This is a genomic window from Streptomyces sp. NPDC047085, assembly GCF_040643735.1.
Taxonomy (GTDB): Bacteria; Actinomycetota; Actinomycetes; order Streptomycetales; family Streptomycetaceae; genus Streptomyces.
The window spans coordinates 630704-647288 of record NZ_JBEYUW010000003.1 but is presented as its reverse complement, the minus strand read 5'-3'; the positions used below and the strand labels follow the sequence as shown (position 1 = coordinate 647288).

17 protein-coding genes and 1 pseudogene are annotated in these 16585 nt (G+C 72.8%); 8 read left to right on the top strand and 10 right to left on the bottom strand.

The genetic code is table 11. The features are described from left to right. Positions 1-47 precede the first annotated feature (47 nt). Positions 48-1697: a trypsin-like peptidase domain-containing protein gene (locus tag ABZ865_RS13965; RefSeq protein ID WP_361229697.1), complete on the bottom strand. Its 1650-nt coding sequence runs from the start codon at positions 1695-1697 to the stop codon at positions 48-50. Here ABZ865_RS13965 and ABZ865_RS13960 point away from each other — a divergent pair. Further along, the gene (locus ABZ865_RS13960; protein WP_361229756.1) at positions 1692-1907 is read left to right on the top strand and encodes a hypothetical protein; all 216 of its coding nucleotides are present in this window, start codon (positions 1692-1694) and stop codon (positions 1905-1907) included. The two genes, ABZ865_RS13965 and ABZ865_RS13960, sit on opposite strands and share 6 nt — an antisense overlap. Before the next feature lie 633 nt (positions 1908-2540). Here the strand turns inward: ABZ865_RS13960 and ABZ865_RS13955 are convergent. Together ABZ865_RS13955 and sigE are read right to left on the bottom strand one after the other, a co-directional pair. Continuing rightward, complete coding sequence (locus ABZ865_RS13955; protein WP_361228813.1) at positions 2541-3533, bottom strand: anti-sigma factor; 993 nt, start codon at positions 3531-3533, stop codon at positions 2541-2543. Further along, entirely contained in the window at positions 3530-4243 is a 714-nt protein-coding gene (gene sigE, locus ABZ865_RS13950; RefSeq protein ID WP_361228810.1) for an RNA polymerase sigma factor SigE, read from the bottom strand. The genes ABZ865_RS13955 and sigE overlap by 4 nt, the downstream gene beginning before the upstream one ends. A 234-nt stretch (positions 4244-4477) precedes the next feature. Here sigE and ABZ865_RS13945 point away from each other — a divergent pair, with 234 nt between their 5' ends. Continuing rightward, positions 4478-5176, top strand: coding sequence for an O-methyltransferase (locus tag ABZ865_RS13945; RefSeq protein ID WP_361229694.1), 699 nt, complete (start codon positions 4478-4480; stop codon positions 5174-5176). Positions 5177-5338: 162 nt separating this feature from the next. Here ABZ865_RS13945 and ABZ865_RS13940 read toward each other — a convergent pair whose 3' ends face one another. After that, positions 5339-5506, bottom strand: a complete 168-nt coding sequence (locus ABZ865_RS13940; protein WP_018544333.1) for a DUF3117 domain-containing protein — start codon at positions 5504-5506, stop codon at positions 5339-5341. Between the two features lie 376 nt (positions 5507-5882). On the opposite strand from ABZ865_RS13940, the gene ABZ865_RS13935 reads away from it, so the two are divergent. Next, positions 5883-6686, top strand: coding sequence for an enoyl-CoA hydratase-related protein (locus ABZ865_RS13935; protein WP_361228807.1), 804 nt, complete (start codon positions 5883-5885; stop codon positions 6684-6686). A 20-nt stretch (positions 6687-6706) separates the two neighbouring features. Here ABZ865_RS13935 and ABZ865_RS13930 read toward each other — a convergent pair whose 3' ends face one another. Together ABZ865_RS13930 and ABZ865_RS13925 are read right to left on the bottom strand one after the other, a co-directional pair. After that, complete coding sequence (locus ABZ865_RS13930; RefSeq protein WP_361228804.1) at positions 6707-7282, bottom strand: DNA-3-methyladenine glycosylase I; 576 nt, start codon at positions 7280-7282, stop codon at positions 6707-6709. Further along, entirely contained in the window at positions 7279-7632 is a 354-nt protein-coding gene (locus tag ABZ865_RS13925) for a DivIVA domain-containing protein (RefSeq protein WP_361228801.1), read from the bottom strand. The genes ABZ865_RS13930 and ABZ865_RS13925 overlap by 4 nt, the downstream gene beginning before the upstream one ends. Before the next feature lie 139 nt (positions 7633-7771). Here ABZ865_RS13925 and folP point away from each other — a divergent pair, with 139 nt between their 5' ends. Beyond that, positions 7772-8632, top strand: a complete 861-nt coding sequence (folP, locus tag ABZ865_RS13920; RefSeq protein ID WP_361228798.1) for a dihydropteroate synthase — start codon at positions 7772-7774, stop codon at positions 8630-8632. 99 nt (positions 8633-8731) lie between these two features. On the opposite strand, the gene ABZ865_RS13915 is transcribed toward folP, so the two are convergent. Beyond that, positions 8732-9490 carry a TIGR00730 family Rossman fold protein gene (locus ABZ865_RS13915; RefSeq protein WP_361228795.1) on the bottom strand — a complete coding sequence of 253 codons (759 nt, stop codon included), beginning with the start codon at positions 9488-9490 and terminating at the stop codon, positions 8732-8734. Positions 9491-9606: 116 nt separating this feature from the next. Beyond that, positions 9607-10686 (bottom strand): succinyl-diaminopimelate desuccinylase, encoded by a 1080-nt coding sequence (dapE, locus tag ABZ865_RS13910; RefSeq protein WP_361228792.1) that lies wholly within the window; start codon positions 10684-10686, stop codon positions 9607-9609. A gap of 95 nt (positions 10687-10781) precedes the next feature. Between dapE and ABZ865_RS13905 the strand changes: the two genes are divergently transcribed. After that, entirely contained in the window at positions 10782-11810 is a 1029-nt protein-coding gene (locus tag ABZ865_RS13905) for a heavy metal transporter (RefSeq protein ID WP_361228789.1), read from the top strand. Positions 11811-12086: 276 nt separating this feature from the next. Continuing rightward, positions 12087-12527 (top strand): ATP-binding protein, encoded by a 441-nt coding sequence (locus tag ABZ865_RS13900; protein WP_361228786.1) that lies wholly within the window; start codon positions 12087-12089, stop codon positions 12525-12527. A gap of 159 nt (positions 12528-12686) precedes the next feature. Here ABZ865_RS13900 and ABZ865_RS13895 read toward each other — a convergent pair whose 3' ends face one another. Next, positions 12687-13778 carry a bifunctional succinyldiaminopimelate transaminase/glutamate-prephenate aminotransferase gene (locus ABZ865_RS13895; protein WP_361228783.1) on the bottom strand — a complete coding sequence of 364 codons (1092 nt, stop codon included), beginning with the start codon at positions 13776-13778 and terminating at the stop codon, positions 12687-12689. A gap of 120 nt (positions 13779-13898) precedes the next feature. Continuing rightward, positions 13899-14219, bottom strand: a complete 321-nt coding sequence (fdxA, locus tag ABZ865_RS13890) for a ferredoxin (RefSeq protein WP_355935930.1) — start codon at positions 14217-14219, stop codon at positions 13899-13901. Positions 14220-14359: 140 nt separating this feature from the next. Here fdxA and ABZ865_RS13885 point away from each other — a divergent pair. Both ABZ865_RS13885 and ABZ865_RS13880 read left to right on the top strand, forming a co-directional pair. After that, positions 14360-15352: pseudogene (locus tag ABZ865_RS13885) on the top strand (GNAT family N-acetyltransferase); the annotation flags it as partial. 374 nt (positions 15353-15726) lie between these two features. Next, positions 15727-16578, top strand: a complete 852-nt coding sequence (locus ABZ865_RS13880; protein WP_361229691.1) for a transglutaminase-like domain-containing protein — start codon at positions 15727-15729, stop codon at positions 16576-16578. The last annotated feature ends 7 nt before the right edge of the window (positions 16579-16585 follow it).

The window sequence follows — 16585 nt, the reverse complement described above, 5'->3', positions numbered from 1 at the left end:
ACCCGGCGTACCTGTCCGACCGGTACCGTCCCGAGGTGAGACTTGTGTCAGTTCTGCTCCGAGGCGCCCAACTCGAGCGGAACCTGACGTTCCACACCCCCGTGCTCGACGGTCAGCCGCAGCCGGTCGCCGGGGCGGTGGGCGCGGATCTTGACGATCAGCTCCTCGCCCGAGTGGACGCGCTGTCCGTCGACCTCGGTGATGACGTCGCCGGACCGCAGACCCGCGCGGTCGCCGGGGCCGCCGCGGTTGACGGCGGGGCCGCCGTTGCCGCCCTTGGTGCCGATGCGGGCGCCGTCACCGGTGTAGCCCATGTCGAGGGTCACGCCGATCACCGGGTGGGTGGCGTGTCCCTTGTTGATCAGTTCCTCGGCGACGCGCTTGGCCTGGTTGATGGGGATGGCGAAGCCGAGGCCTATGGAGCCGGCCTGGCCCTCGCCGGAGTCCGAGCCGCCGTCGGCCGAGCGGATGGCGGAGTTGATGCCGATGACCTGGGCGCGGGAGTCGAGGAGGGGGCCGCCCGAGTTGCCCGGGTTGATGGGGGCGTCGGTCTGCAGCGCGTCGACGTAGCTGACGTCGCTGCCGTCGCCCTTGTCGCCGCCGGCCGTGATGGGCCGTTCCTTGGCGCTGATGATGCCGGAGGTGACGGTGTTGGCCAGGTCGAAGGGGGCGCCGATGGCGACGACGGGGTCACCGACCTGGACGTCGTCCGAGTTGCCCAGGGCCATGGGGGTGAGCCCGCGGACGCCGCTGACCTGGACGACGGCGAGGTCGTATCCGGTGTCGCGGCCGACGACCTTGGCCTTCGCGGTGTCGCCGCTGCTGAACGTCACGGATATCTCGCCGCCGGACGCGGCGGGTTCGACGACGTGGTTGTTGGTGAGGATGTGCCCGCGCGCGTCGAGCACGAAGCCGGTGCCGGTGCCGGCCTCGTCGTCCCCGCGCACGTGAATCGTGACGACGCTGGGCAGGGCCCGGGCGGCGATCCCCGCCACGCTGTCCGGCGCCCGCCCGGCAGGCGCGGCGCCCGCCTGCGGCAGGTGGACGTCTCCGACGCCCTCCCGCTCCACATAGGCACCGACGAGCCCGCCGATGCCGCCCGCGACGAGAGCGACCGTCAGCGTCCACCCGGTGAGCAGGCCCCACGCCCGCCGCTTGCGCTGCTTGGCCGTCAGCACCTTGGCACCGGTCTGCTGCAACGGCACCTGCCCCTGCCCACTCCGCTGCTGCGACGGAGTCCCGGCAGCCCACGGGTCATACCTCCCCCCAGCCCCTCCCTCGGCCGCCACAGCCGGACCGGGAGCGCCCGGACTGTGCGGGGGCGCGGGCACCTGCGGCTGGGCCGGGTACTGCGCCTCGGCTGAGGGCTGTGCCGGAGCAGGGTCCTGCGGGACAGGGGCCGACGTCTGGGCGAGGGCCGGATCCGGTGCCGGGGCGGGGGCGGGGGCGGTCGGGGCCAGTGGCTGGGCGGGGGCCGGGGCCGGGACAGACCCGGTCGGGGCCATGGGCGCGGGCGCGACGGAGTCCACCGGCGCGTGTGCCGGCGGGACTGCGGGTGCGGGCATGGGCGCGGGCATCTGGGGCGGTACGACCGTCCCCTGCGCCGGTGTCGTCGCCGGGTGCTGCACCGGCGGCGCGGGGGCCCAGGGGCCCGGCTCACCGTACGGCGGGGTGCCGTAGGGATCGGGGTCGTGCAGGGGCCTGGGCCGCTCGGCGACGGCCTCAGGGCTCCCGCCCCCGACTGCTACCGAATCCGCCGCGACGGACTCAGCCAGGCGCTGCTCGACAGCGGTCGCCTCACCACCGCCAGGAACCACCCCGACCGGCTCGACACCGCCAGGAACCACCCTGCCCGGCTCGACACCGCCAGAGACCGCCCCGCCCGGCTCACCACCAACCGCACCTGACCGGGCCTGCTCAACCACACCCAGGTCGCCCTCGGCCGACTCAGCCCCGCCGGGAACCGCCCCGACCGGCTCGACACCACCAAAGACCGCCCCGCCCGGCTCACCGCCAACCGCACCCGACCGGGCCTGCTCAACCACACCCAGGTCACCCTCGGCCGACTCAGCCCCGCCAGGAACCGCCCCGACCGGCTCGGCAAAGCCAGAGACCGTCGCGCCCGGCTCGACACCGCCAGAGACCGCCCCAACCCGCTCACCGCCAACCGCACCGGGCGGGGACACCTCGGCAGCGCTCCGCTCGCTCTCCGCCGGGGCAGCCGACGGCTCCGGGGGCGTGGTGGTGCTCTCGGCCCCGCCGTGCTCCGTCACCGCCGCCGAAACCGCCGCAGGCCGCGGCTTGGGGAGTTCGAAGTCGCCGTCGGTCGGTATGGCCCCCGCCGACGGCTGTTCCCCGGGGTCCCCCTGCTCCTGCGGCGGGACGTGCGTCGGGTTCCCCTCGTTCATGCTCTCCCCACGGCTGGCCGCGGCCGCGCGTCTCGGCGGGGTCCGCGGAACGTCGATCCCGTGCCCGGGTCAGCGCCGCGGGCACGGCCTCAGGGGATTCAACCAGGTTCGGGGAGTCCGGCGCAGGGCCGGTCAGGGCGCCTGGTCCGGCGAGGGGGAGGGCGCGGAGGTGGTGTCGGGGACGGGGGCGGACAATGTGCCGGGGCCGGTGACCCCGGTCGCGGTGGGCCAGGGGCCCGGCGACAGCGGCGTGGTCTCGCTCAGCGGGCGTATCAGCGGGGAGACCGCCGCCGCACCGGCCATCACCGGCGCGGCCAGGTCGTGCACGGCGTCCCGGACCTGGCCGGTGTCGGGCCCCTGCACGCCGGGGACCAGCGGCGCGGACATGGAGGTCGGCGCCATCGGGGTCTGGCCGAGCAGGCCCCCGCCCTGGACGAGCAGCGGGCCCGTGGAACGACGCCGCTGGGTCTCCGGCGTCGCCGTGCCCGCGCCCGTGCCCGAGGAGCGGGCCGGGCTCACGTTGGTGCCCGCGCCGGACCCGCCGCGGGCGTCCGCGGTGACGTCGGCGGGGAGGGCGCCGGTGACGCCGCCGAGGGCGACGGCGGCCAGCGACACCGCCCCGGCGGCGACGAACGCGAACCGCAGGCCGCGCGAGGCGGAGCGGTCGGCGTCCGGACGGCCGACGGGATGGATGCGGAAGCCCCGCTCATCGGGCACGACGGAGGACGCGGGCACGGCGGAGTGCGCGGCGGCGGCCGGCACGTAGCCGAACTCGAAGCGCTCGCCGCGTCTCATTCCGAAGACGCCGTCGTCGGCCCCGCGCCCGAGGAATCCTCCCCCGGGCGTCGGCGCGCCGCCGCCGTTGACGTCACCTCCCGCGGGGAGGCCCTGGAGGCGGGCCAGGAAGCTCTCGGAGGGCGGGGGCGGTGCCGCCTCCGCGAACACGTTCTTCAGGCGCCGCTGCGCGTCCGCCTCCGCCTTGCACCGGGCGCAGGTGGCCAGGTGGGCGAGGACGCGCTCGCGCGACTCATGACCCAGCTCTCCGTCCACCAGGGCGGAGAGCCGGTCTCCCAGGTGCTGCTCGGCGAAGTGCGCCTCAGCGGGTTTCGGTCGGGATCCACTCACGCGGTCGCGCCCCCTCCCCCCAGAGCGGGGACACGGGCCGCGAAGGGGCGCCGCTCGGCCTTCCGCGCCTCCGGCGACCGGTGGGCGAGGGCCTTACGGAGCTGGGAGCGGCCACGGTGGATACGGGAACGGACCGTGCCGAGCTTCACGCCGAGGGTCGCGGCGATCTCCTCGTACGACAGTCCTTCGATGTCGCACAGGACGACGGCGGCGCGGAACTCGGGCGCGAGGGTGTCGAGGGCCTGCTGGACGTCCGCGTCGAAGTGCGCGTCGTTGAAGACCTGCTGGGGGGTGGGCTCGCGGCTGGGCAGGCGCTCGGCCGCGTCCTCGCCGAGGGCGTCGAAGCGGATGCGCTGCTTGCGCCGGACCATGTCCAGGAAGAGGTTGGTGGTGATGCGGTGCAGCCAGCCCTCGAAGGTGCCCGGCGAGTACGTGGACAGGGAGCGGAAGACGCGGACGAAGACCTCCTGGGTGAGGTCCTCGGCGTCGTGCTGGTTGCCCGTGAGGCGGTAGGCGAGCCGGTAGACACGGCCGCTGTGCGTGCTGACGATCTCCTCCCACGTGGGCGGAGTCCACGCCTGCCCGTCCGCGTCGGTGGAGAAGGTCGCGGTCTGGGTGTCGCCTGCGGCGAAACCGGTGGCGTGGCTGTCAGCAGCGGTGTCGGTCACGGATTTCGGCCTGCCTGCCGACCCGAGGAAGCGCCGCAGCACTCCTCCCCGATCCTCAGGCGCGGCCGCACCTCCCCTGTCGGCTCTGGTGGTGTCCAGTGGAGCCCCTACCATAGCCACCTCGCCCGTTAGCTCCGGATAAGCGGTTTTACGAGAATTTGATACACGCTGATCCGGCTCATACGGCTGCGTCAGCATGTGGTCGGCGTCCTGATCCACCTCTTACCCCCCGTCGTGTCCCGGGCCACCGGCTCAACCTCTTAAACGCACAGTCCCATCTGCGGGTTCCCGGCGCCAACGGATACAGTCACGCCGAGGCAACCACGGGGACAGGAGAGGGTCATTACCGGCAACCGGCAGACGAGCTGGGCGTTCGCCGACGCCTTTGTCGCCGAGGACGAAGCACTGCGCTGGGCCCGTGAGCGGGCCCGTGAGGCAGGGCTGCGCTCGGTGGCGCCCAGCACGGGCGCCGCGCTGCGACTGCTCGCCGCCTCCGTGGACGCGAAGGCCGTCGCGGAGATCGGCACCGGGTGCGGGGTGTCCGGAATCCATCTGCTGCACGGCATGCGCCCGGACGGTGTGCTGACCACCGTCGATCCGGAGCCGGAGCACCAGCAGTTCGCCCGGCAGGCGTTCCGGGCCTGCGGCTTCGCCAGCAACCGGGCCCGGTTCATCCCGGGCCGCGCCCTGGACGTCCTGCCCCGGCTCGCGGACGCCGGATACGACCTCGTCTTCTGCGACGGGGACCGGCTGGAGTACTCCGACTACCTCGCTGAATCGTTGCGCCTGCTGCGGCCGGGCGGTCTGGTGGTCTTCGAGGGCGTCTTCGCGAACGGCCGTACGGTCGACTCGGGGCCCCAGCCGACCGAGGTGCTGCGGCTGCGGGAACTGCTGCGCACGGTGCGGGAGAGCCAGGAGCTGGTGACGTCGCTGCTGCCGGTGGGCGACGGGCTGCTGTGCGCCGTCAAGCGCTGACGCACCGGTCCGGCCGGAAGACGGAGAACCGGCGGGAGACGGAGAACCGGCGGGAGACGGAGAACCGGCGGGAGACGAAAACCCTGCCCGGGTCCGGAAACGCGGCTGCCCCGGCACCGCATACGATGCCGGGGCAGCCGGAAGGCAAGGAATCCGGGCGCGTCAGACGACGACCTTCTTGAGGGCGTCGCCGAGCGCCTCGGCCTCGTCAGGGGTCAGCTCGACGACGAGTCGACCGCCGCCTTCGAGCGGAACGCGCATGACGATGCCCCGCCCCTCCTTGGTCACCTCGAGCGGGCCATCACCCGTCCGCGGCTTCATGGCCGCCATGCTCGTTCCCCTTCCTGAAACCAGGCTCATCGTCTGCCGACAGCCCTCGGAGGGCACCCGCGATCCTGAGGCGGACACGCGACACCGGCATCGAACACATTGCTTCCAAGCCATTATCCCGCATCTCAGGACCCGATGACCAACATCAGTCGGCATCGCTTGGGCAACGCGCGCGAGCAAAACCACTCAATTCGGGGATGTGGCTGCGATACTGCTCCGTCGCGCGGACACCTGCCGGGCGACTCCACTCCGGTTTTCTTTGACGCAGGTCACACGTTCGCTCCGGCCCGCGGACGACGATCTCCGCCATGCTGTCCTTCGGACAGAGACGTACCGAGCGGTACGTCACCAGCCGTGACACCGGAGGGGACACCCCATGGCCGACACCGTGCTCTACGAGGTGAGCGACGGACTCGCGACGATCACGCTGAACCGCCCCGAGGCGATGAACGCCCTGAACATCGCGACCAAGGTCGCCCTCCGGGAGGCGGCGGAGGCCGCGGCCGGGGACGCGGCCGTACGGGCGATCCTGCTGACCGCCGCCGGCGACCGGGCGTTCTGCGTGGGCCAGGACCTCAAGGAGCACATCGGACTGCTCGCCGCCGACCGGGAGACCGGGTCCGGGCAGACGATGAGCACGGTCAAGGAGCACTACAACCCGATCGTGAAGGCACTGGTCGGCGCCCCGAAGCCGGTGGTGGCGGGGGTGAACGGGGTCGCGGCCGGGGCGGGCTTCGGCTTCGCGCTCGCCGCGGACTACCGGGTGGTCGCCGACACGGCCTCCTTCAACACCTCCTTCGCGGGGGTCGCGCTGACCGCCGACTCCGGCGTGTCCTGGACGTTGCCCCGCGTGATCGGTCCGAGCCGCGCCGCCGACCTGCTGCTCTTCCCGCGCAGCATCAGCGCCCAGGACGCGCTGGAGCTGGGCGTCGCCAACCGGGTGGTGCCGGCGGCCGAGCTGCGCGCGGAGGCCGAGAAGGTGGCGCGGAAGCTGGCCGAGGGGCCGACGGTGGCGTACTCGGCGATCAAGGAGGCGGTGGCCTACGGGCTGACGCACTCGCTCGCCGAGACGCTGGAGAAGGAGGACGAGCTGCAGACGCGGGCGGGGCAGTCCGAGGATCACGCGATCGCGGTGCAGGCGTTCGTGAACAAGGAGAAGCCGAAGTACCTGGGGCGGTGACGCCCGCCGCGTGGCGCCCCTTACGGGGCGCTACGGGCCACGCACGCCTCCAGGTGGTCGTTCACCAGGCCGCACGCCTGCATCAGGGCGTAGGCCGTCGTCGGGCCGACGAACTTGAGGCCGCGTTTCTTCAGTGCCTTCGACAGGGCCGTGGATTCCGGGGTGACGGCGGGCACGTCGGAGAGGGCCTTGGGCACGGGGCGGGTGTCCGGGGCCGGGGCGTGGGACCAGATCAGGGTGTCCAGGTCGCCCTCGGACCAGTCGGCGAGGACGCGGGCGTTGGCGAGCGTGGCGTCGATCTTGGCGCGGTTGCGGATGATGCCCGGGTCGGCGAGGAGGCGGTCGCGGTCCTCGTCGGTGAAGGCGGCGACCTTCTCGATGCGGAAGTCGGCGAAGGCGGCGCGGAAGCCCGGGCGGCGGCGCAGGATGGTGATCCAGGACAGGCCGGACTGGAAGGCCTCCAGGCTGAGGCGCTCGAAGAGGGCGTCGTCGCCGTGGACGGGGCGACCCCACTCCTCGTCGTGGTACTCCACGTAGTCCTCGGTGGTCAGCGCCCACGGGCAGCGCCGCAGGCCGTCGGGTCCGATGACGGTCACGGCCGGTCCTCCTGCTCGGGCTTGTCCAGGCGGGTGTGCGCGGCGGCGGCGCGGGCGCCGGCCAGCGCGGACTCCAGGTCGGCGATACGGGCGTCACGCTCGGCGAGTTCGGCGGCGAGGCGGCCGAGCGCGTCGTCGACGTCCGCCATGCGGTAGCCGCGCGGGGTGACCGGGAAGCGCAGACTGTCCACGTCGGCGCCGCTCAGCGGGCGGTCCGGCGGCAGCGCGTCCTGGAGCCGCTCCGGGGCGGTCTCCGGGAGCGGGGCGCTCTCGCCGCCGCCCACCACGGCGAGTGTCACCGCGGTGACCACGACGGCCAGCGCGACGACCAGGAACAAGAACATCACCATCGGTAGAGGTCCCCACGTTCGATGAGCCGGACGCTGTGCCGGGCGCCAAATGTGTCTGGGTCCGATCGTGCCATGCGAGTCTGACAGTTAGGGTCGCAGGCGGCCGTGGTGCGGGATGCAAGAGGAGAGGTCACAGGGGATGCTCAGGCTGGGCAAGCGGGAATTCGGGCCGCACGAACCGGTGATCATGGCGATCGTGAACCGGACCCCGGACTCCTTCTACGACCAGGGGACCACGTTCCGCGACGAGCCCGCCCTCGCGCGCGTGGAGCAGGCGGTGGCCGAGGGTGCCGCGATCATCGACATCGGCGGGGTCAAGGCGGGGCCGGGCGAGGAGGTCACGGCCGAGGAGGAGGCGCGGCGGACCGTCGGGTTCGTGGCGGAGGTACGGCGGCGGTTCCCCGATGTGATCATCAGCGTGGACACCTGGCGGGCCGAGGTCGGCGAGGCGGTGTGCGAGGCGGGGGCCGATCTGCTGAACGACGCGTGGGGCGGCGTCGACCCGGGGCTCGCGGAGGTCGCGGCGCGGTACGGGGCCGGGCTGGTGTGCACGCACGCGGGGGGTGTGGAGCCGCGTACGCGTCCGCACCGGGTGACGTACGACGACGTCATGGCCGACATTCTCGAAGTGACCGTGGGGCTGGCCGAGCGGGCCGTGGCGCTGGGTGTGCCGCGCGAGTCGGTGCTCATCGACCCCGGGCACGACTTCGGGAAGAACACCCGGCACAGCCTGGAGGCGACGCGGCGGCTGGGCGAGATGGTCGCGACGGGGTGGCCGGTGCTGGTGTCCCTGTCCAACAAGGACTTCGTCGGCGAGACGCTCGACCGGCCGGTGAAGGAACGGCTGATCGGCACGCTGGCCACGACGGCCGTGTCCGCGTGGCTCGGCGCGCAGGTGTACCGCGTCCACGAGGTCGCCGAGACCCGTCAGGTCCTCGACATGGTGGCGTCCATCGCCGGACACCGTCCCCCTGCGGTGGCGCGCCGAGGCGTGGCCTAGGTACCAGGGGGCTCCGCCCCCCGGACCCCCGCTTTCCCACCCGCCCAGCCGTCTCGGTCGGCTGAAAACCGAGACGGGTGGGTGGGAAACGGGGGCGGGTCAGCGGCCGGCTTCCTTGGAGACCAGGGCTACCGCTTCTTCGACCTCGTCCGTCACGTGGAAGAGGAGGAGGTCCTTCTCGGAGGCCTTGCCCTGGGCGATCAGGGTGTTCTTCACCCAGTCCACCAGGCCGCCCCAGTACTCGCTGCCGAAGAGGACGATCGGGAAGCGGGTGACCTTCTGGGTCTGGACGAGGGTGAGGGCCTCGAAGAGTTCGTCGAGGGTGCCGAGGCCGCCGGGCAGGACCACGAAACCCTGCGCGTACTTGACGAACATCATCTTGCGGACGAAGAAGTACCGGAAGTTGAGGCCGATGTCGACGTACGGGTTCAGCCCCTGCTCGAAGGGCAGCTCGATGCCGAGCCCGACCGAGACGCCGCCCGCCTCCGACGCGCCCTTGTTGGCCGCCTCCATGGCCCCGGGTCCGCCCCCGGTGATCACCGCCCAGCCGGCCTCGACCAGCCCTCGGCCGAGCCGGACCCCCGCGTCGTACTCCGCCGAGTCCACCGGCGTCCGGGCCGAGCCGAACACGCTGATGGCTGGTGGAAGTTCGGCGAGCGTGCCGAAGCCCTCGATGAACTCCGACTGGATGCGGAGCACCCGCCAGGGGTCGGTGTGCACCCAGTCCGAGGGGGCCCGCTCGTCCAGCAGCCGCTGGTCGGTCGTGCTGGGCATCACCTGCCCTCGCCGTCGGAGGACCGGTCCGAGCCGCTGCTCGTCCGGCGGCTGCTTCTTCCCCGCGGGGTTGCCGGTAGCCATGTGCGCTCCCTCCGCTTGCCGGTAGTTCGACCTCAGCGTAGATCTACGCGGGTTACGGAGGGGGTACATATGAATGTCCGGAAAGGTTGCGCCTCCCGGGACCCGTCCCGCGATCCCTACGCGGTGAGCCAGTTCCGCAGTCGCTCCTCGCCCGCGAGGATCTTCGCCACCTCGACCCGCTCGTCCCGCTTGTGGGCCAAGTGCGGGTTGCCGGGGCCGTAGTTGACCGCGGGGATGCCGAGCGCGGAGAAGCGGGAGACGTCGGTCCAGCCGTACTTGGGCTGGGGGGTGCCCCCCACCGCCTCGATGAAGGCGGCCGCGGCCGGGTGGGACAGGCCGGGCAGCGCGCCGCCGCTGTGGTCGTCGATCACGAACTCCGCCACGCCGCAGTCGGCGAAGACCTCGCGGACGTGCGCGATCGCCTCCTCCTCGGTGCGGTCGGGGGCGTAGCGGAAGTTGACCGTGACCACGCACTCGTCGGGGATGACGTTGCCGGCCACTCCTCCGCCGATGCCCACCGCGTTCAGGCCCTCGCGGTACTCCAGCCCGTCGATGACCGGCCAGCGGGGCTCGTAGGAGGCGAGCCGGGCCAGGATGGGGGCGGCGGCGTGGATGGCGTTGGAGCCCATCCAGGCACGCGCCGAGTGGGCCCGCTCGCCGGTGGTCTTCAGCAGCACCCGCAGGGTGCCCTGGCAGCCGCCCTCGACCTGGCCGTCGGAGGGCTCCAGCAGGACCGCGAAGTCGCCCTCCAGCCACTCCGGGTGGGCATCGGCGAGGTGCTTGAGACCGTTGAGGTCGGCGGCGACCTCCTCGTTGTCGTAGAACACGAAGGTCAGGTCGCGGTTGGGGGCCGGGACCGTCGCCGCGATGCGCAGCTGGACCGCCACGCCGGACTTCATGTCGCAGGTGCCGCAGCCCCACAGCACGCCGTCCTCGTCCAGCCGGGAGGGCACGTTGTCGGCGATCGGCACGGTGTCGATGTGGCCGGCCAGGATGACCCGCTCCGCGCGGCCCAGGTCCGTCCGGGCGATCACGTTGTTGCCGTAGCGCTCCACGGTGAGGTGCGGCAGGGCGCGCAGGGCGGTCTCGATCGCGTCGGCGAGGGGCTTCTCGGTGCCGCTCTCGGAGGGGATGTCCACGAGCTGCGCGGTGAGCGCCGCGGCGTCCAGCGTGAGGTCAAGCGAGGTGTCGGCCATGGCCCCGACCCTAGCGCGCCCCTTGCGACGAGCGGGTTTCCGGCGGTCCGCGGACCCGCCGCGAGGCGGGTTTCGGACTCCAGTACCTTGTACGCGTGTCAGAGCCGTCCCCCACGCGTCCCAAGCGTCGCGGCCGCATCCTCCGTATCGGTGCCGCGCTTCTGGTCCTGTCCGCCGTCGGTGCCTACCTCGTGGTGCAGTACGTCACCGGAGGCGGGGCCGTGCGCGGGTGCAAGGTGGTCTCGGACACGCACGACGGGGCGTCGTACGAGTTCACGCCCGAGCAGGCGGCGAACGCGGCGACGATCGCCGCCGTCGGCACCGGCCGAGGCATGCCGGAGCGGGCGGTGACCATCGCGCTCGCGACCGCGCTGCAGGAGTCGGGGCTGCGCAACATCCGGCACGGCGACCGGGATTCGCTCGGCCTGTTCCAGCAGCGGCCCTCGCAGGGCTGGGGCACCGAGAAGCAGATCATGGACCCGGCGTACGCGGCGGGCATCTTCTACGCGCACCTGGCGCGGGTGCCGCAGTACACCGACCTGCCGCTGACGGTGGCGGCCCAGCGGGTGCAGCGCAGCGGCTATCCGCAGGCGTACGCCAAGCACGAGCCGGACGCCACGCTGCTGGCGGCGGCGCTCACCGGGTACGCGGCGGCGGCGCTGACCTGCGACGGACGCCCGGAGCACGCGGCCACGGACACCGGCACGGCCCCGGCGACGGGTCCGGACGCGGTACGGGCCGCGCTGGTACGCGACTTCGGGCGGGACGCGCTGCAGGAGACCGGTGCGGTGGTGGGCGGTACGGCCGTTCCGTCGCCGTCTCCGTCCCCGAGCGTGACGGCGACCGCGCACGGGCGGACGGTGACCGTTCCGGTGCCGCAGGGCACGCGGACGGACGCGACCGGGCGCACGGAGCGGGAGCGGGGCTGGCAGCTGGCGCACTGGGCGGTGGCCAACGCCTCGGGGCTGCACATCCAGCGGGTCGCGTACGCGGGCCGGGAGTGGACCGCAGGGAACGGCGGGGGCGACTGGCACAGCGTCGGGTCCACGGGGACCGCCGGGTCCACGGGGGCCTCGGGGGCGGAGCGGTCCGTGGGGGCGGTCCGAATCGTGACCGGACAGTAGTACGGCGCCTCACCCTGACGGGTTGTACGGCCGCGGACGGCACGGTTCGGCGGGCTTGTTCCACGTCCTTGTCGGCCGCCCTTGGGAATCAAGGGACGTAAGGATTCTGCGCGCTTTCAGGTGATCGGGCCTTTGCCCGTTTTTATCCACACCTGATAATGCGATGCGTTATCCATTCTTTACCTTTGGCGTCCGCAACCTTCGTCGGCTTCGAGCGGTAGTCACGGCGTCCGACTCCGGACACCAACACCGTTCTCTCCCGTCGAATGGAGCATCATGTCCCTCCCTCTGACCCGCCGGATCGCCCGTGCCGCGCTGCTCGTCGCAGCGGGAGCGGCTGCCGGGGTCGGTGCGGCCGGCTCTGCCGGCGCGGCCACGAACCTGCCGGCGGCCACCCCGAACCTGGGCGGTCTGACCGCTGTGGACGGGGCGCACGCGGGCAACACCGTCGACAGCGCCGCGCAGAACGTCACCGGTCTCGCCGGTGCGGCGGGCGGCCAGGCGGTCGAGAAGGCGGTGCCGGCCGCGGGCAAGACCGGCGGCGGTGCCGTGAAGAAGGCGGCGCCGGTGGCGCAGAAGGCCGCGGGTGACACGGCCGGGGCCGCGGCGGGCGTCCTCGGCGACGCGGCCTCCGGTGCGGCGAAGGGTGGCAACCTGCCGACGGACTCCCTGACCAAGGGTGGTCTGCCGCTGCAGGGGCTGCCGCTGGGCGGCTGACGTCCGCGGCCGACGGCCGATGCCGACGGGGTCCAGGGAGTTCCCTGGGCCCCGTTTGCTGTGTCCTACGTCAGCAGGGGCCGGGCGGTGCTGGGGCCGCACCCGGTGCCACAGGCTGTGCCCACCCGTTCCGCCCTGCGGAACGATTGCCCACAGCGGTTAAAGCCGAGAGACCGCTGCTCGGACCCGCTCGTCCGTTGCCGTGAAGGCCACGCGGACGAAGTTTTCGCCTGCCGTGCCGTAGAAGTCGCCCGGGGCCACGAGGATGCCGAGGTCGGCGAGGTGGGCGACGGTGGTCCAGCAGGATTCGTCGCGGGTGGCCCAGAGGTAGAGGCTGGCCTCGCTGTGCTCGATGCGGAAGCCGTGGCCCAGCAGGGCGGCCCGCAGGGCCTCGCGGCGGGCGGCGTAGCGTTCGCGCTGCTCGTGGACGTGGGCGTCGTCGCCGAGGGCCGCCACGACCGCCGCCTGCGTCGGCGCCGAGGTCATCATGCCGCCGTGCTTGCGGATCTCCAGGAGGGGCCCCAGGACGGCCGGGTCGCCGGCCACGAAGGCGGCGCGGTAGCCGGCCAGGTTGGACCGCTTGGAGAGGGAGTGGACGGCCACGATGCCGTCGTAGGAGCCGCCGTTGACGTCGGGGTGCAGGACCGAGACCGGGTCGGCCTCCCAGCCCAGTTCGAGGTAGCACTCGTCGGAGACGAGCAGGACGCCGTGTTCGCGGGCCCAGGCCACGATGCCGATCAGCTCGTCCTTGGAGAGGACCCGGCCGGTGGGGTTGGAGGGCGAGTTCAGCCAGAGGAGCTTCAGGTTCGTGGGGTCGAGGTCCCGCGGGTCGTCGTAGACCTCGTAGTCCGCGCGGGCGAGGCGGGCGCCGACCTCGTACGTCGGGTAGGCCAGGCGCGGGTAGGCCACCTTGTCGCCGGGGCCGAGGCCCAGCTGGGTCGGCAGCCAGGCCACCAGTTCCTTGGAGCCGACGACCGGCAGGACGTGGCGGTGGGTGACCTCGCGGGCGCCCAGGCGGCGCTCCAGCCAGCCGGTGATCGCGTCACGCAGTGCGGGGGTGCCCCAGACCGTCGGGTAGCCCGGTGAGTCGGCCGCGTCGATCAGGGCCTTCTGGATCAGCTCGGGGACCGGGTCGACCGGGGTGCCGACGGAGAGGTCGACGATGCCGTCCGGGTGCGCCGCGGCCGTCTTCTTGTAGGGCTCCAGCTTGTCCCAGGGGAAGGTGGGCAGACGATCGGAGACTGCGGACACGGAACTTGCTCTCTTTCGTCGGTACGGCAAACGCCTCGGTCCCGTACGGCGGCGATCAAGGCGATCGAGCCGTACGGGACCGAGGCGGCGCTGATACAGGCCGCTAAGCCGCGGCTACGGTCACTCGCCCTGCGGCGGCAGCGCGGCGATGAGGGGGTGGTCCCGCTCGATCAGGCCGAGCTTGCTGGCGCCGCCGGGAGAGCCCAGCTCGTCGAAGAACTCGACGTTCGCCTTGTAGTAGTCCTTCCACTCCTCCGGAGTGTCGTCCTCGTAGAAGATCGCCTCGACCGGGCAGACCGGCTCACAGGCACCACAGTCGACGCATTCGTCCGGGTGGATGTACAAGGACCGCTGGCCCTCGTAGATGCAGTCGACCGGGCACTCCTCGATGCACGCCTTGTCCTTGACGTCGACACAAGGCTGCGCGATGACGTAGGTCACGCTGTCGTTCCTCCTCGATAGGGCGCTGGCGGGCCTCCTCAGGCTCCGCCGCCTGGCGCGCGGGAGCGCGGCGTCGTCGATGCCCGCCCCTAGTATCTCCGTTCCGGAGCATGATCCGAACAGGAGGGGTGAACTGACCAGTGGAAATCTCGGCGGCAGGACAGCTCGAGGTCCGTATCACCCCTGCTGACGTGGGCAAACGAGTCTCCGTACGGCGGCTCACCGAAGCGGGTACCGCGAGTGAGAAGTTCACCGACACGGTGGGTGTTCTCACATCATGGGACGACGGCGTGCTCATGATCACACGACGGGACGGTCGACGGGTCCGTATCCCGGAATCCGCGCTGGTCGCGGGGAAGGTCGTGCCGCCCGCTCCGGCGCGTCGCCGGGGTCCCGCGGCCACCTACGAGGAACTCGCCCGCGTCACCGCCCGGGCGTGGCGCCCGGTGGAGAGCGAGCGGCTCGGCGGGTGGGAGCTTCGGGCCGCACAGGGGTTCACCCGGCGCGCCAACAGCGTGCTGCCGCTCGGCGATCCGGGGCTGCCGCTCGACGCGGCCCTGGCGGCCGTACGACGCTGGTACGACGAGCGCGGCCTGCCCGCCTACATACAGACCGCGACCGGCGCCGCGGGCACGCAGGAGCTGCTGTGCGCGGAGCTGGAGCGGCGCGGCTGGACGCGGGAGGTCACCGCCGAGCTGTGGACCGCGTCCCTGGCGCCGGTCGCGGACCGGGCCGAGGGTGCCGGGGTGGTGCTCTCGCGGGCGGCGGACGAGGCGTGGCTCGCCCGGTACCAGCGCAAGGGGGTGAGCGAGGTGGCCCTGCGGGTGCTCGGCAGCGGGCCGTCGGTGTGGTTCGCGACCGTGCCCGGTGCGAAGGGAGAGCCTCCGGCGGCGATCGGGCGGTGTGTCGTGGACGGGCGGTGGGCCGGGTTCGCCGCGGTCGAGGTCGACCCCGCGCGCCGGCGCCAGGGCCTGGCCACCGAGGTCATGGCCGCCCTGGCCCGCCGCGCCCTGGACGAGGGCGCCTCGGCGGCCTGGCTGCAGGTCGAGGAGGACAACGAGGCCGCACGCGCCCTGTACGCCCACCTCGGCTTCGCCCCACATCACGCGTACCACCACTACCGAGCCCCGGACGAGGACGAGGACCGGCCCCCGGCGCCGGAAGAGCACGACGCCCAGCACCAGGCACCAGTCGCGCAAGACAACCGACAGCCGGCTCAGGGCGAGAGCCCCGACCTGCACCGGGCGCCGGAAGAACGCGACGACCAGCGCCAGGCAGCACACGACGCGCAGGACAGCCGACACCCGGCCCCGGGCGAAAGCCCCGACCGGCACCCGGCGCCGGAAGGGCACGACGATCAGCGCCAGGCAGCACAGCCCGCGCAGGACAACCGGCACCAGGCGCCCGGCGCGGACGTAAAGCAGCGTCCTGGGCCGGATGAGACCGGCTCTCGGTGGGGATAGGGATCGGTGTGGACAGGCGTGAGCCTGCGAGGCGTCCTCCGTATCTGCCGCCCCCGTACCCCCCATCGCCGGAGCGGTCCGCCGAGGTGCGGCGGCGGTTCGCCGAGGAGGCGCGGTCGGAGCGGCCGGATCTGTCGGCGCTGTGTCTGCTGATCGGCGCGGAGGCGGACGGCTCGCTGGACGAGAACGGCATCGACGCGGCCCAGCTGGAGCTGGACCGGCTGGCCGGGCAGCTGCCGTACCGGCCGGGCGGCCCGTCGGCGTGGGCGGAGGCGCTGTGCCGCGTGCTGGGCGGGCGCTGCGGGTTCTCCGGCTCTGCCGGGGACTACGAGCGGCTGGAGTCCTCGCTGCTGCACGAGGTGCTGCGGCGGCGGCGCGGGCTGCCGATCCTGCTGTCGGTGGTGTGGCTGGAGGTCGCCCGGCGGGCGGGGGCGCCGGTGTACGGGGTCGCGCTGCCGGGGCACTTCGTTGTCGGGTTCGGCACGGCCGAGGAGCTGGTCCTGGCGGATCCCTTCGACGGGGGCCGGGTGCTGAGCGGCACGGATGTCGATCTGCTGGTGGTGGGGGCGACGGGGGCGCCGTTGCAGCCCTCGATGCTGGCGCCCGCGACGCCTCTGCAGGTGGTTCAGCGGATCGTGAACAACGTGCGGGCGTGGGCGACCGCTCGGCCCGAGCGGTCGGACGTGGCGCTGTGGGCCGTGGAGCTGGCCCTGTTGCTGCCGTCCCATCCGGCTCGGCTGCGCTACGAGCGGGCTCAACTCCTGGTGCAGAGAGGGGAGTTCGTCGAGGGGGCGGTGGAGCTGGACGCCTACGCCGATCTCGTGGGCGTGGTCGATCCGCACACCGAGGAACGCGCCCGGGCCCAGGCACGTGAGGCGCGCGCCCTGCTGAACTGACCGCCGT

Excerpts from the sequence above, each read along its gene's own strand:
- ABZ865_RS13925 (WP_361228801.1), bottom strand. The coding sequence starts at position 7,632 with ATGGTGATGTTCTTGTTCCTGGTCGTCGCGCTGGCCGTCGTGGTCACC.
- dapE (WP_361228792.1), bottom strand. The coding sequence starts at position 10,686 with ATGGCCGACACCTCGCTTGACCTCACGCTGGACGCCGCGGCGCTCACC.
- ABZ865_RS13940 (WP_018544333.1), bottom strand. The coding sequence starts at position 5,506 with ATGGCGGCCATGAAGCCGCGGACGGGTGATGGCCCGCTCGAGGTGACC.
- ABZ865_RS13935 (WP_361228807.1), top strand. The coding sequence starts at position 5,883 with ATGGCCGACACCGTGCTCTACGAGGTGAGCGACGGACTCGCGACGATC.
- ABZ865_RS13915 (WP_361228795.1), bottom strand. The coding sequence starts at position 9,490 with ATGGCTACCGGCAACCCCGCGGGGAAGAAGCAGCCGCCGGACGAGCAG.
- ABZ865_RS13900 (WP_361228786.1), top strand. The coding sequence starts at position 12,087 with ATGTCCCTCCCTCTGACCCGCCGGATCGCCCGTGCCGCGCTGCTCGTC.
- folP (WP_361228798.1), top strand. The coding sequence starts at position 7,772 with ATGCTCAGGCTGGGCAAGCGGGAATTCGGGCCGCACGAACCGGTGATC.